Source organism: Allosphingosinicella deserti (genome assembly GCF_003012735.1).
GTDB lineage: Bacteria > Pseudomonadota > Alphaproteobacteria > Sphingomonadales > Sphingomonadaceae > Allosphingosinicella > Allosphingosinicella deserti.
In genome coordinates this window covers 142,549-157,355 of record NZ_PXYI01000006.1, presented here as the reverse complement: position 1 = coordinate 157,355, position 14,807 = coordinate 142,549, and the positions used below count along the sequence as shown (strand labels likewise).

At 68.3% G+C, this 14,807-nt stretch carries 12 protein-coding genes; all 12 read right to left on the bottom strand.

The features are described 5' to 3' along the window. Positions 1-8: 8 nt before the first annotated feature. A complete protein-coding gene (locus C7I55_RS18260) occupies positions 9-443 on the bottom strand; it encodes a hypothetical protein (RefSeq protein ID WP_106514459.1) in 435 nt (144 codons plus the stop codon). Between the two features lie 16 nt (positions 444-459). Beyond that, positions 460-1,467: a beta-N-acetylhexosaminidase gene (nagZ, locus tag C7I55_RS18255; RefSeq protein ID WP_106514458.1), complete on the bottom strand. Its 1,008-nt coding sequence runs from the start codon at positions 1,465-1,467 to the stop codon at positions 460-462. Between the two features lies 1 nt (position 1,468). Then, positions 1,469-2,188: an SPOR domain-containing protein gene (locus tag C7I55_RS18250; RefSeq protein ID WP_106514457.1), complete on the bottom strand. Its 720-nt coding sequence runs from the start codon at positions 2,186-2,188 to the stop codon at positions 1,469-1,471. Further along, positions 2,188-3,915, bottom strand: coding sequence for an arginine--tRNA ligase (gene argS / locus C7I55_RS18245; RefSeq protein WP_106514456.1), 1,728 nt, complete (start codon positions 3,913-3,915; stop codon positions 2,188-2,190). The genes C7I55_RS18250 and argS overlap by 1 nt, the downstream gene beginning before the upstream one ends. A 67-nt stretch (positions 3,916-3,982) precedes the next feature. Continuing rightward, a complete protein-coding gene (locus C7I55_RS18240; protein WP_106514455.1) occupies positions 3,983-4,627 on the bottom strand; it encodes an NAD-dependent epimerase/dehydratase family protein in 645 nt (214 codons plus the stop codon). A 117-nt stretch (positions 4,628-4,744) separates the two neighbouring features. After that, entirely contained in the window at positions 4,745-6,307 is a 1,563-nt protein-coding gene (locus C7I55_RS18235; RefSeq protein ID WP_106514454.1) for a vWA domain-containing protein, read from the bottom strand. A 119-nt stretch (positions 6,308-6,426) separates the two neighbouring features. Then, complete coding sequence (locus C7I55_RS18230; RefSeq protein WP_106514453.1) at positions 6,427-7,590, bottom strand: deoxyguanosinetriphosphate triphosphohydrolase; 1,164 nt, start codon at positions 7,588-7,590, stop codon at positions 6,427-6,429. Then, positions 7,587-9,860 (bottom strand): SPOR domain-containing protein, encoded by a 2,274-nt coding sequence (locus C7I55_RS18225; RefSeq protein ID WP_106514452.1) that lies wholly within the window; start codon positions 9,858-9,860, stop codon positions 7,587-7,589. The genes C7I55_RS18230 and C7I55_RS18225 overlap by 4 nt, the downstream gene beginning before the upstream one ends. Positions 9,861-10,035: 175 nt before the next feature. Beyond that, positions 10,036-11,544 carry a cell division protein FtsZ gene (gene ftsZ / locus C7I55_RS18220; RefSeq protein ID WP_106514451.1) on the bottom strand — a complete coding sequence of 503 codons (1,509 nt, stop codon included), beginning with the start codon at positions 11,542-11,544 and terminating at the stop codon, positions 10,036-10,038. Positions 11,545-11,674: 130 nt separating this feature from the next. Beyond that, entirely contained in the window at positions 11,675-12,943 is a 1,269-nt protein-coding gene (gene ftsA, locus C7I55_RS18215; protein ID WP_106514450.1) for a cell division protein FtsA, read from the bottom strand. Then, positions 12,943-13,887, bottom strand: a complete 945-nt coding sequence (locus tag C7I55_RS18210; RefSeq protein WP_233222283.1) for a cell division protein FtsQ/DivIB — start codon at positions 13,885-13,887, stop codon at positions 12,943-12,945. Before C7I55_RS18210 ends, ftsA begins: the two co-directional genes overlap by 1 nt. Further along, positions 13,884-14,792 (bottom strand): D-alanine--D-alanine ligase, encoded by a 909-nt coding sequence (locus C7I55_RS18205; RefSeq protein WP_233222309.1) that lies wholly within the window; start codon positions 14,790-14,792, stop codon positions 13,884-13,886. Before C7I55_RS18205 ends, C7I55_RS18210 begins: the two co-directional genes overlap by 4 nt. Positions 14,793-14,807: the final 15 nt, after the last annotated feature.

The following is a 14,807-nucleotide window of genomic DNA, read 5'->3' as shown; positions in this document are numbered from 1 at the left end:
GGGTCGAGTCAGGGACAGTCCAGGGCGGCGAGTTCGGCAAGGCGCGTCTCCAGCGCCTGCTGCCGCGCGATCATCGCGTCGACGTCGGGTTCCGGCTCTGCCGGCGCCTTGCCCTTCTTCTTGCCGGTGGCGGCGGCACCGGCGGCGCCCACGGCGAGGCCGAATGGGAACGGCAGGAGGAGGCTCGCGGCGGTGCCGGCGGTCCGGCTTGCAACTTGCCCGCCCGAAACCCGCTTCTTCTTGCGCTTGCCGTAGCGGCCGGTGGCGATGTCGGCGATGTCCTGCTTCACCGAGTCATGCTCGATGCGAAGCGTGTCGCGCTCGGCCGCGACGGCGGCGCAATCGGCGGGTGCCGGCTCCTGGGCGGAGGCGGGCATTCCCAGCAAGCACGCGATCAGAAAGGCGGCGAGGATCTGCCTTCCCGGCCACCCTGCCGTTCGCATGCCACGTTCCTTTCGATCAGGCGGAAGCGAGCAGCTGGTCCCGCCGTTCCGCCAGGCTCGCATAATCGGCGCCGCCCGTGAATCCGGCGATGGTCGCCATTGCCCGGTCCAGCCGCTGCCGCGACAATTCCGGCATGTCGCCGATCGCGCCGGCGATCGCGACCATCTCGGCCATGTCCCCGGAGCAATGGAGCGCAAGATCGCAGCCGGCGGCGAGCGCTCCGGCGGCACGGGCGCCGAAATCGCCGGACAAGGCATGCATGCCGAGATCGTCGGACATGAGCAGGCCGTCGAAGCCGATCCGCCGGCGGATGATGTCGCCGATCACCACCGGCGACAGGCTGCCGGGCCGTTCCCTGTCCCACGCCGTGTAGACGACATGGGCGGTCATCCCCATCGGCGCGCCGCTGAGCGTCCGGAACGGCTCGATGTCGACCTCGAGCTCATCGTCGGCGGCATCGACGACCGGCAGCTCGACATGGCTGTCGCACATCGAGCGGCCGTGGCCGGGGATGTGCTTGACGATGCCGACGACGCCGCCGGCGCGAAGTCCGTCGATCACCGCGCGGCCGAGCGCCGCGACCTGCATCGGTTCGCTGCCGAGCGCGCGATCGCCGATGATGTCGTGCGCGCCCTCGCGCCGGACATCGAGGAGCGGCAGAGCGTCGACGTTGATCCCGACCTCGCGCAGCAAGGCGGCGATCGCTTGGGAGTTGGCGCGCACCGCTTCGATCGCGGTCATCGGCGCCTTCGCATAGAGTTCGGCGAACACTTGCCCGGGCGGAAAAGCGGGCCATTCCGGCGGCCGCATGCGGGCGACCCGGCCGCCTTCCTGATCGATCAGGATCGGCAGATCGTCGCGGCCGTGCAGCGACCGCAGATCGTCGGTGAGCGCCAGCAGCTGCGCACGATCCGCGATGTTGCGCTTGAACAATATGTAGCCGACCGGATCGCAGTCGCGGAAGAAGCTCCGCTCGTCGCCGGTCAGCTGCTCGCCGGAAAGGCCGTAGATCGCCGCCTGCACGTCAGAGATTCACGCAGGTCTCGCCGGCCACGCGCAGCCGGCCGCAGATGTTCGCCGCGCCGGGCCCGCTGGCGCGGAGACGGTAGAGGGTCTTGCCGCCGGCCGAGACCGGAACCACGTTGTGGCTGAGCGGCGCCAGATAGGTGAAGCGGCCCGACAGCGCCTTCCACGCGCTGGTCGCATTGGCTTGCGACGAAAAGGCGCCGAGCTGGATCGTGCCGCCGGGGCCCGCCGGGGCGGCAGCGGGCGGGGTACCGGTCGTGGCCGGCGCATTCGTCGACGGGACGTTGGTCGGCGGCGGTGCGGAGATCAGGCCGGCATCGCCCGACGCTTTCGGCTGCGGCTGTGCGCCCGAACCGACCGGGCTTTCCGGCACGGCATCGGTGTTGATGTTGCTCTTGGGATCCTGGCCGGCGCTCGCGGCGAAGGCGGTGTCCCCCTCCCCTTCGACCGCCATCCCGCCGGGATCGTCCGGGCGAACCTTGTAGGCCCCCTCCGGTGCCTTGATCAGCTCGATCTCGCCGCTCGCCGGAGCATTGCGGCCATTCATCCAGAAGATCCCGCCGACGATCGCGCCGATACCAACGAGGGCGATCAGCACGCCGACAATCATCTTGAGCGCCGACGGACCGTCGCCGCGATCGTCATCCTCGACCGCTTCCAGCCAGGGAAGCCGGTCTTCCTCGAAAGGCGTCGCATCACCGGCCCGGACATCGGTCATCACTGCATCTCCTCGGCCGCGGCGACACCCATGATCGCAAGGCCGTTGCGCACAATCTGCCCGATCGCCGAGGCGAGTTCCAGACGGGCGCGGGTGAGCTTTTCGTTCTGTACCAAGAGGAAACGCTTTGCCGGATCGTCGTTACCCTTGTTCCACTGGGCGTGCAGCGCGGCGGCGAGATCCGAAAGGTAGAAAGCGATGCGGTGCGGCTCGTGCGCCTGCGCCGCGCTTTCGACCACCCGCGGGAATTGCGCGGCGAGCTTGACCAGCGCCAGTTCCTCGTCGTCCAGCAACGACAGATCGGGCGTGCCGGTGAGATCGACGCCGGCTTCGGCCGCGCGGCGATGCAGCGAGCGCACCCGCGCATGGGCATATTGGACGTAGAAGACCGGATTGTCCTTCGACGCCTCGACCACCTTGGCGAAATCGAAATCGAGCGGCGCATCGGCGCGGCGGGTGAGCATCATGAAGCGCACCACGTCCTTGCCGACTTCGCGCACGACGTCGGCGAGGGTCACGAAATTGCCCGCCCGCTTCGACATCTTGATCGGCTCGCCGGCGCGGAACAGCCGCACCATCTGGACCAGCTTCACGTCGAGATCGACGCGGCCGTCGGTGAGCGCGGTCACCGCCGCCTGGACGCGCTTGACCGTGCCGGCATGGTCGGCGCCCCAGATGTTGATCAGCTGATCGGCGGCATCGGCCTTCTGCAGGTGATAAGCGGCATCGGCCCCGAAATAGGTCCAGCTGCCGCTCGACTTCTTCATCGGCCGATCCTGATCGTCGCCGAACCGGGTCGAGCGGAACAGGGTGAGCTCGACCGGCTCCCAATCCTCGGAAGTCTCGCCCTTCGGCGCTTCGAGCACGCCCTGATAGATGAGGCCCTTCTCGCGCAGCGTCTCGAGCACGCGGTCGGCCGCCCCCGATCCCTGCACTTCGGCTTCGGAGGCGAAGACGTCGTGATGGATTCCGAGCAGGGCGAGATCGGCGCGGATCATGTCGAGCATCGCCGCCACCGTCCGCGTGCGGAACAGCGCCAGCCATTCCTCTTCCGGCGCCGCAACGTAGCGATCGCCGAACTCGGCCGCGAACGCCTGTCCGACCGGAACCAAATAATCGCCGGGATAGAGGCCTTCCGGAATCTCGATCGTCTCGCCGAGTGCCTCGCGGTAGCGCAGCCATGCCGAGCGGGCGAGCACGTCGACCTGCCCGCCGGCATCGTTGACATAATATTCGCGGGTGACGGCATAGCCGGCATGTTCGAGCAGGCTGGCGAGCGCGTCGCCGACGACGGCGCCGCGGCAATGGCCCATGTGCATCGGCCCGGTCGGGTTGGCCGAAACATATTCGACATTGACCCGGGTGCCGGCGCCGAGCTGCGAGCGGCCGTAATCCTCGCCCTCGGAAAGGATTGTGCGCAATTCTTCCTGCCAGATCTCGGGCACGAGGCGGATGTTGATGAAGCCGGGCCCTGCCACTTCGACGCCGGAGACCTCGTCGAGCGCCTCGAGCTTGGGCGCGATCAGTCCGGCGAGCGCGCGCGGATTGGTGCCGGCGCGCTTGGCGAGAACCATCGCCGCGTTGGTGGCGAGATCGCCATGGGACGCATCCCGCGGCGGCTCCACCGCGACGGCCTTGCGATCGAGGCCGCCGGGCAGCTGCCCTTCGGCTTCGAGAGCATCGAGGATCGCGTCGAGATGCGCGGCAAAGCGGGCGTAGAGGGTCACTGGCAAGTTCCAACGGCAAAGAGTGCGCGGCTGTAGACGATGCGGGTGCGGATTTGAAGGCGCGGGCTCAGGCGGCAGCGAGACGCCGGATCTTGCGATTGTGGTGGATATGGGCGCCCGAGCCCTGAAGCGCCAGCAGCTTCGCGATCGCCTGGGCGACCACCTCCGCGTCAATGGCGCGGAAGCGATCGAGCGACCCCTGGAGGAGGAGGTTCAGGAGCGGGCTCAGCATCGCGCCGATCCGCTCGCCGGTCCGATGGTCGCCCCTTCGGTCCCCACGCAGCAGGCCGGGCCGGAGAATGTCGAGCCGCTCGAAGCCGAGCGCGGTGAGCGCCGCCTCCATCTCGCCTTTGGTGCGCAGGTAGAAAGCGCATGCGCCCGCGTCGGCGCCGACCGAGGAGACCGCGATCATCCGCGTGGCACCGGCCGCGCGCGCGGCGCGCGCGAAATCGACGACCATGTCGAAGTCGACAGCGTGAAACGCGGCCCGGGAGCCGGCGACCTTCAACGTCGTGCCGAGAGTGGAGATCGCCGCGTCCGGACGCAATCGCGAGACGATCTCGGGCCATGCGCCGGGATCGGCGACATGCACCTGACCTGCCCCGCCACCCTCGCGCCGCTGCAGTCGGTGGAGGTCATCGCCTGTCGCGGCGAGACATTCGCCCAGCGCCGCACCAACCAGCCCCGTGGCACCGATCAGCGCGACGCGCATCGCAATGATCCTGGGATGTGGGTCGGAATCGTAACGCCTCCATGGCTCCGGCATGCCTTGCCGCCGTGTCGACAGGGTACGTCCGAACACGCCTGCACGCCAGCCGGAGCAAGAAGCTTAGCGTGCGGCCGTCTGTTGCGCGCGTTTGCGCCGGGACGGCTGCTCGCCGCCGTAGCCGGAGGCGAACGCCGCGTGCGCAAGCATCTCGCCAACCAGCTTTCGTTCCGGAGCGAGGCCCGGAAGCCGGCTTGCGTCGATCCGATCGGCCAGGGCGGCAAGGAGGAGATGGGCCTGCCTCGGCTTGCCGGAGATGTGAAAGGCGACGGAGGCGTCGTGCAGCACCGAATATTCGTCGACGAGCAGGTGCGCGAGGCGAAGCGGCGCGCTCGGCCGCACTTGGGGGTTTGCGACCGAGATGCGGTCGCCGCCTGACCTGCCGGTGCGTGCGGAGACGTAGCGTAAATCGACATCGGCCAGAGACAGGCCGGGCGTGAGGCGTGCGGCGGGCAGATGGGCGCGGTCGGCGGATCGGCCCAGCGTGACGAAGATCCCGCCGCCTTTGGTGCTGAAGAAGGCCGTCGGGACGGTGATCGTCACCGCACCATCTTGTGCCTCGTTCATCAGCCCGCCGGGCACGCCGAACCCGCCGGTGAGTCGATAGCCCGTGCGCGGGACCACGGTGATGCGGACGTCGTGGGCGAGCTCGCTCACCATCGTATCGAGCTGCTCGACAAACACCGAACGTACCTCTTCGGCATTCGAGACGAAGAACAGATTGCCGCCGCGGACGCTCGACACCTTGGTCGCGAGCGCTGCGTCGAACTGAACTCCGACGCCGATCGTGGTGAGCCCGACGCCACGCCTCGACGCCGCCTCCGCCATGCCGATGAAGCTGTCCGCATCCGTCGCGCCGACGTTCGGCTGCTCGTCGGTGAAGAGCATCAGCCGGGTGTCGCCAGCAAAGTCTCCGCGCGTCGCGAACGCAGTGTCGTAGCCGACGCGCAGCCCCTCCTCCATGTTGGTCGACCCCGAGCTCTCGATCCGATCGATCGCTGTGAGAATCGCCTCGCGACGGCTGCCGACGTCGGCGGACGGGAGATATACATGCGATCGATCGCCGTAGAGCACGATCGAGAGCCGGTCCCCGGTCCTCATCTGCCCGACGATCTGGCGCAGGCTCTTGCGGACGAGTTCCAGCGGTTCGCCCTCCATCGAACCGGATTTGTCCACGACAGCGACGAGGTTGAGCGGCTCCCGGCGCCAGGTTTCTGCAGGGACGTTGGAGGCGAAACCCAGACCGGCGAAAAGGAGATCGCCGGAACGGCTCGGAAAATCGGCCGGCATCGCCTCGGCGACGAGGCAGAAGAGCTGCCCGCACGGACGGGTGGCGGGTATCGTCAGATCATGTTCTCCGAAGAGCCCCTCTGCGGTCAGCGAGTCCGGGCGGGGCAGGCCGATCTCGGCAGCGATCATGCGGAAGTGGCGGACGTCCTGAGCACCACCCTGACGCACGCTCATTGCTGGCACGGATACGGCCGGCGCATATGCCAGACTCGGCAACACGACCGCTGCCGGCGCCTTCTCCTCGGGCGGCGCGGTCACCTTTCCCAGCAGCACGATCGGCAGAGCGACGCCGAGAAAGCCGGCAGTCAGCGAAAGCAGTCGAAACGAGACGGTCATGGCATGTCTCCCATCGTCGCAGGCGCTGCGACTCAGGAGATGTTATCACATCGCAAGTCGATCAACCAGTTGCTGCGATCTTCGATGCGTCAGGCGGCGCAGTCTGACCACAAGCCCACCTAAAAGCCCTCCGGAAGGGCGATCGGGCCGATCAATTCGCGATATTGGCGGATGGCGTAGCGATCGGTCATGCCGGCGATGAAATCGCCGACGGCGCGCAGGGTGGCGACGGGATCGCCGTCGGCTGGGCGCCAGTCTGGCGGGAGCAGCGAGGGATCGGCGGCATAGGCGCCCGCCAATCCGGCAACGATCTTCTGCGCCTCGACGCGCACCGCGGCGACCTGCGGGGCATTGTACATGTGGGCGTAGAGGAAAGTCTTGAGCTGCCGCTCTTCGGCGGCGAGCTCCGCGGAGAAACCGGCCAGGGCGATGCCGGCGGCCCGAACATCGTCGACGCTCTCCACCCCCGCCGCGGCGACGCGGCGCTGGGTTTCGGCGAGCACGTCGTTGACCATCAGCCCGATCTGATCGCGCACCAGTTCGGCGTGCAGCCGTGCTTCGGGCATGCCCGGATAGCGGGCGCGCACCGCATCCCAGGCGCGGGCGACGAACGGCACCGTCAGCAATTGTTCGAGGCTGAACAGGCCGGAGCGCAGGCCGTCGTCAATGTCGTGATTGTCGTAGGCGATGTCGTCGGCGATCGCCGCGATCTGTGCCTCGAGGCTTGGCCAGGTCGTGAGATCGAGCGGGAAACGGGCATTGGCGTCCGCCAGGGCCCAGCTCGCGCGCGCGACCGGGCCATTATGCTTGGCGAGCCCTTCCAGCGTTTCCCAGGTGAGATTGAGTCCCGGGTGGAGCGGGTAAGGAGTCTCGAGCGTGGTCAGCACCCGGATGGTGTTGGCATTGTGATCGAAGCCGCCGGCGTCCGCAAGCGCCTCCTCCAGCGCGTCCTCCCCCGAATGGCCGAACGGGGGGTGCCCGATATCATGGGCGAGGCACAAGGCCTCGGTAAGATCCTCATTGAGCCCCAGCGAACGTGCGATGACGCGGCCGATCTGCGCGACTTCGAGGCTGTGGGTCAGCCGGACCCGGAAATGATCGCCGTCGGGCGCGATGAAGACCTGGGTCTTGTGACGAAGCCGGCGGAACGGGACCGAGTGGATGATCCGATCGCGATCGCGCTGGAAAGCGTCGCGCGGTCCGCGCGTGCCGCCCCTGGAATCGCCGTAGAGCCGGCCCCGCGTCCCCGCGGGGTCGGCGGCGCAAGCTGCAAGCGGGGTCACTTGGCCGAGAGCTTCTCGACCTTCTCGCCCACTGCGCTGCTCCACGCGAAGCCGCTCAGCTTCGATTTGGAGAGCTCGTTCACGAATGCCTGCGCTTCCTTTTCGGTCTTGAAGGGTCCGACGAGGAGGCGGTTAGTGGCTTTGAGCGGCGCCGTCCATGCGCTGCGGGTGGCGAGCAGCTTCGGCGCCTTGGCCTTCAGCCGATCATATTCCTTGGGCAGCGTGGTCTTGTTGGCGCCGCCGGCGACCTGCACCCAGACCCGCGCCGGCTCGGCCGCAGGCTTTTTGACGGCCGGCTCAGCGCCCTTCTTGGCCGCGGCGCTCTTGGCTGCCGGAGCCTTTCCGGCCGGAGCCTTGTCAGCCGGAGCCTTGCCGGCCTTGTCGTCCTTCAATGCGGCAGGCTTGGTGAGCGAGGCGAGCTTCTCGGCCTTTGGGGCAGGCGCGGCCGCCTTGGGCGAAGGCTTCGGCGCAGACGCCTTCGGCGCTTCGGTGACCGGCGACGGCAGATTGGGCAAAGAGGCGATCGTCGCGGCAACGTCGGCAAGGCGGGAGGAGCGGGAAATCGCCTCCTCCGAGGGCGCGGGATCCGGCGCAGCCTGCTGCGCAGACATTGAAGATGGCTGGGGAGATGTCTGCGGAATCGCGACCGAAGCGAGTTCCATCGGCCTCGACGCGGCCGGCTGAAGGATCGAGAAGCCGGGCGTCGGCGCCGCGTCGCGCGCGGCTGTCTGGATCGGGGGCTGTGATGCCGGGGCCGTCACGGTGCTCGACGAAAGCGGCGGCTGAACGCTAGACGAGGCGATCTGCGTTGATCCGGGCTGCGAAGCCGGCGCCTGGACGGGCCGCTGCGCGCCGTGCGGAGACGGTGCGCCCGTCGAGAGCATCGGCTGCACCGCGACCGGATTCGACGGAACAGGCTGCGTTGCGGACGGTACGCTGGAGGGGAGCGCGGACGCAAACGGGGTCGGTACGGGCTGGGCCGCAACCCCAATCTGAGGGCTCGGGGGCAGCGCGGCGGCAAATTGACTGGGCATGGGCCCGCGCGGCTGCGGCGTGGTCGCCGCGAACGTCGAAGGCGGTGCGGCGGCCGGCGCAACAGCCTGAGGCGCAGCCGACTGGGGCGCAGCCGATTGGGGCGCAGCCGATTGGGGCGCATTGGACGCGATGCGAACGGCTGGGGCGAGGTCGCCGGAAAGCGGGGCGCTGCGTTGCGGCACGCTGCTCGCCGGCTTCGGTGCCGGCATCTGCGCGAGGTTGCGGGCAGTAAACGACCAGCTCGGCCGCTCCTGGCGCGGCCGCGCCGCGGTGGTCGGCGCCGGCGCGCTCAGCCGTGGCGGTGCGACGCTGGCCGTCTGGACCTTGTCTTCGCGCCGTGTGGTGACGACCGGACCAAGGCTGGGCTGGCGCGTATCCGGCGCGCCGGCCTGGACCGGATTGGCGGCCGCATAATTGTTCGGCGCCGGGGTCGGATTACGGGCCGCATACACGTTGGGAACGGGTCCGGCGCTGCGTCCCGATTGCGGGAAAATGCCGAGATGCACGGCGGCGGCGCGCTCGGCGGGGTTGAGGATGGCGAGGCGCTGGAGGAAGGGCGCCATCGCGCTGCCGCGGCCGCCGGGCATCGAAGCCTGAATGGCGCTGACCGCGTTGTTGGCATCCCCGGTCAGCGCGAGAATGAAGATGCGGGTGCGTTCGGCATCGTGATCGCGCAGGCGGAGCTGTTCGTCGAGCAGGCGCAGCGCGGGATCACGCTCGCCGCTGATCGCGAGCGACAGAGCAAGGCGGCGTGTGATCTCAGGATCGCGCTTGCCCTGGAGGGCGAGGCGGTAATCGCGCTGGGCGCTGCGGGGATCGCCGCCGATGTCGAAGGCAAGACCGCGCTCCCCGGCAAGATCGGCTTCCGGCACGCCAAGGGCCTGTGCCTGGGCGAAGAATTTGTGGGCGCCCTGAGGCTGCTGCAAATGAGTCAGCGCAGCGCCGATCCACATCTTGATCCGGCCGTCCTGCGGCGCAATCTCCTCGGCGCGTCCGAAGAAGGTCAGCGCAGCCTGGGCATCGCCGAGCTCGAGCGCGGCGCGGCCGGCGCCCATCAGCGGCGCGAGGCTGCGCGGATTGGCGGCGAGACTGTTCAGGTTGCGCGACAACGCGACGGCAGGGCTTTCCTGCATGCCGGCGCCGATCTGAGCCCATCCCGGGGCGGCGGCGAACATCGCGCCCGCTCCCAGGAAGGCAAGGCCGAACCGGGCGCGGATCGTCTTCGATTTCGTCATGCCGCGGTTAAAACCGACTGCCCGCGTCGGCGCAATCGCGCTGCGTCGAGCCGGGTGACGAAAACGACGAAGCGGTGGAACTTTTTCGACTTACAGGAAAAGGCGCCGCAAGCCGAAGCCTGCGGCGCCGATAAGTCGTTCCGATTCCCTGCCTTTTCCCAGACGGGGCGCCGGCTTACTGGTTATTCTGCCGCCCAAGGAAGCGGGGAATATCGAGCGGGTCGCGGCGCAGGCGCGGCGCGGGCTCTTCCTCGACCTGGGCCTTGTCGGCACCGCGCGCGATGTTCGACATCCGCTCGAACAAGGTTCCGCCGCCGGTGTTCCCGCGGGCCGGACGCGGCGTCGCATTCTGCGGCTCCTCGCCCGTGATCCAGCTGCGTGAACCGCTCGGCGCGCGGCTTTCCGGGCCGCTCGCGACATTCTCGTCGATGAAGCTCTGGCCGCCATCTTCGCCGTCGATCATCGCGCCGCTGTCGAGCAGCAGTTCGTCGCCGCCATCGGGCGCCGGCGTGTCGAGACTGAGCTCGTCAGCCTGCGCGGCACCGAGATCGAGCTCGGGTACCGACGACGCCTGGGCCTGGGTCTCGGCGGCAGCTTCGGCGGCCGGCGCAGCCTGGGCCTCGGGCGCCGGGGCCTGGCCGGCCTTGGCTTCCGATGCGCGGCTCGCGCCCGGGAAGGCGAAGACCTTGGCCGGCTGGGGCGGGGCCTGAGTCACGGCTTCTGCCTCTATTCCGGTGGCGACCACCGAGACACGGATCTTGCCGTCGAGCTCGGTGTTGAACGCCGATCCCCAGATGATGTTGGCGTCCGGATCGACCAGTTCCTTGATGTGGCTGGCCGCTTCGTCGACTTCCATCAGGCGCATGTCCTCGCCGCCGGTGATCGAGATGATCACGCCGCGCGCGCCGCGCATCGACACGCCGTCGAGCAGCGGATTGGCGATCGCCTTTTCCGCGGCCTCGATCGCACGGTTGTCGCCCGACGCCTCGCCGGTGCCCATCATCGCCTTGCCCATCTCGCCCATCACGGAGCGAACGTCGGCGAAGTCGAGATTGATCAGGCCCGGCATGACCATCAGGTCGGTGATCCCGCGGACGCCCTGCTGGAGCACTTCGTCGGCCATCGCGAACGCTTCCTTGAAGGTCGTGTTCGGATTGGCGATGCGGAACAGATTCTGGTTGGGGATGACGATCAGCGTGTCGACATGCTGCTGGAGCTCGTTGATCCCGGCCTCGGCCGAGCGGCCGCGGCGATTGCCTTCGAAGCTGAACGGCTTGGTGACCACGCCCACGGTCAGCACGCCCTTGTCGCGCGCGACCTTGGCGATCACCGGCGCAGCGCCGGTGCCGGTGCCGCCGCCCATGCCGGCCGCGATGAAGCACATATGCGCGCCTTCGAGCGCTTCCTCGATCTCCTGGATCGCCTCTTCGGCGGCAGCCTTGCCGATCTCGGGCCGCGAACCGGCGCCGAGGCCCTGCGTGATGCGCAGACCAAGCTGGATGCGGTGATCGGCAGGCGACGCGTTGAGCGCCTGCGCGTCCGTGTTCGCGACGATGAAATCGACGCCCTGGACGTCGTTCGCGATCATGTTGGCAACGGCGTTTCCGCCGGCGCCTCCGACACCGATCACACTGATCCGGGGCCGCAATTCATCCACTTCGGGACGAATGAAGTCGATGCTCATTTGCTCTCTCCCCCTATGCACAATTCAGCTGGGCAAACACTGTTAACTCCTTTTGCACGAAGCGATTCTCGCGTGCGAGCAAAAAAGCGGCTGCGAGTCGCTTTTTGTCGTGGAAATGCGCCGTCAAGTCTCAAAAGCCGCTCCTGAAGGCAGTAATCAAGCGCTGAACGATACCGCCGCTGTTCTGTTTCTGGACATTCATCTCCGGCGAGACCGCAGCACGCAGATCGAGTTCGTCGGAGGCGGCGAACTGGGCGAGCCCGACGAGGGTCGTGAAGGCCGGTCCGGAATGCGCTTCGGGCAGACCGCGCAGGTTCGGGCGGCCGATCCGGACCGCGCGCCCGAGTACCCCTTGGGCGTAATCGGCGATACCCTTGAGCTCCGAGCCGCCGCCGGTCAGCACCACCTGACGGCCGAACGGCCCGCCGAATCCGAGTTCCTTAAGCGCCGCCGCAATCTCGTTGGTGAGATGCTCGAGCCGCGCCCGGATCACCGAGTTGAGCTGGGCACGGGTGATGCGCGAGGCTTCGGTGCCCTCCTCCGATCCGGCGATCGGCTTCAGCTCGATCATGTCGTGATTGTCGCGTGGGCTGGTCGTTGCCGAGCCGTAGAAGCATTTCATCCGCTCGGCCTCGACCCGGCGGGTGCCGAACGCGGCGGCGATATCGTCGGTGATGTCCATGCCCCCGACGCCGAGCGACTTCAAACCAACCAGCATTCCGCCGGCAAAGACGGAGACGTTGGTGACACCGGCACCGAGCTCGACCAGGGCGACGCCGAGCTCGCGCTCCTCCTCGCTGAGGCAGGCCTTTCCGGCCGCGACGGGCGAGGCGACGATCGCCTGCACGCCGAGATGGGCGGAGCGGACGCAGAGATCGAGGTTGCGGACCGGCGATGGTTCGGCGGCGATGACGTGGATGTCGACCGCGAGGCGATCGGCATGGAGGCCGAGCGGCTTCTTGACCCCCTGCAGACCATCCAGCGTGTAGAGCGCGGGCAGCGCATGGAGGATCATCCGCCCCTCGGCATCGATCGACTGGCGGCCGACGCCGAGCAACTGATCGATGTCCTGCGGCTCGACGCGGCGGCCGCCGATCTGCAGCTCCACGGAGGCCACCGAGCTGACGAGGCCTCCGGCGGAGAAGCCGACGAACACGTCCTCGATATTGGTGGCGGCGATCCGCTCGGCCTGCTCGACCGCTTCCCGGATCGCAACCTCGGTGCGCTCCATGTCGGCGATGAAGCCGCGGCGCACGCCCTGGCTCTGCCGCTGGCCGGTGCCGAGGATGCGCAGCTCGCCGGCCTCGCCGGGCTCGGCGATGAGCGCGGAGACCTTGGACGAGCCGACGTCGAGGGCGGTGACCAGCCTGCGGCCGGGGGTGGGCGTGGGGCGTTTCATCAGATGGTCTGCGCCGGATCGATGCCGGGTGTCCCCGGCGTTTCGGCAGGCGCATCCTTGGGCGGGGTTTCGGGCGCGATCGAGGGCACGCTGCTGCCCGGCTCGTTGGACACGCGAACGATGAACTTGCCGGGCACACGCATGTCGAACCGGACGAAGCCGCGGCCGAGCAGCTGCGTCGCCTGATCCATGCGCGCGAAATTGGCGAGCGCCCGCTTGCCGGCCTCCTCCCCTTCCGGGAGCGCCAGGATTTCGCCGGACTGGAAGCGGATATCCCAGCGGCGGCCGCCGATCCACGAGGCGCCGGCCATCATCGGCTGGAGCCGCGGCGCGGCATCGACGAGCCGGCCGAGTTCGGAGGCGTGGAGATTGGCAGCGGGGCCGATCACCAGCGGCAGATCGGGCATCGCGTCCATCCGCACCGGCTCCAGCACGACGCCTTCCATGTCGATCAGGGCGAGACGCTGATTGTGCTGCCAGATCGCGGCGGGCTTGCGCTCGACGATGTCGACGACCAGCGTGTCGGGGAAGCGGCGCGAGACGCGCGCGTCGCGCACCCAGCCGAAGCCGAGCAGGCGCTGGCGGGTCGCCTCGACGTCGATCAGCGGCATCGCGGTGGTCGGCTGATCGAAGGCGATATTGTAGATCTGGAGTTGCGGCACCTTCTGGGCGCCCTTGATCTCCACCCGCTTCATCGCGAACCCGGCTTCGCCGACCGCCTCGCCGACGCTGGTCCCGATCACGTGGGGAATGCGGAACACCATCAGCAAGGCGATGACGATCGCGACCACCATGCCGATCAGGATGTACCAGCTGACCCGGCGCACCGCCTCCGAAAGCGGCGTCGGCGCGGCGGCCTTGCGGCCGTTCTTGCCGCGCGGCGCGGGCTTGGCCTTGGCGCGAGGACGGGGTGCGGCGCCGCCGCGGGCGATCTTGGCCGTCACTCGATTCCTCCTGCGCCCAGGGCTTCGTCGACGATCCGCTGAACCAGCGTTGGATAGGACATGCCGCGATATTTCGCCTGCTCGGGCACGAGGCTGAGCGGGGTCATTCCGGGCTGGGTGTTGACCTCCAGCAGATAGAGGCCCGCTTCGCCCTGTTCCTCGTCCCAGCGGAAATCGGAACGGGAGCAGCCCTTGCAGCCGAGCAGGCGATGCGCCTCGAGCGCCATCGCCAGCGCGGCGTCACGGACACCGTCCGGGATTTCGGCCGGGCAGACATGCTGGGTGAGGCCGTCGGTATATTTTGCGTCGAAATCGTAGAATCCGGTTTTCGGAAGCAGCTCGGTAACGGCGAGCGCCTCCTCGCCGAGCACGGCAACGGTGAGTTCCCGGCCCTTGATGAACGGCTCGGCGAGCAGCCGGTCGAAATCGGCCCAGGGGCCCGGCGTGGTGCGCGCGATCGGCTGGCCGTAATTGCCGCTGTCGGTGACGATCGCGACGCCGACCGACGAGCCCTCGTTGACCGGCTTGACGACGTAGGGCCGCGGCATCGGATCGCCCTCGAACAGGCTTTCGCTCTCGACGATATGGCCGCCGGGCATGCGGATGCCGTTCGGCACCAGTTGCTGCTTGGTAAGCTCCTTGTCGATCGCGATCACCGAGGTGACGAGCCCCGAATGGGTGTATCTCAGACCCATCAGGTCCATCATGCCCTGGACGGTCCCGTCTTCCCCGGGCGTGCCGTGAAGGGCGTTGAAGACGACGTCCGGCTTCGCCTCGGCGAGCCTCGCCGCGACATCCTTGCCCATGTCGATACGGGTAACGCGGTGACCGAGGCTTTCGAGCGCATCGGCGACGCCGGCGCCGCTCATCAGCGAGACCGGCCGCTCGGCGGACCAGCCGCCCATCAGGACTGCGACGTG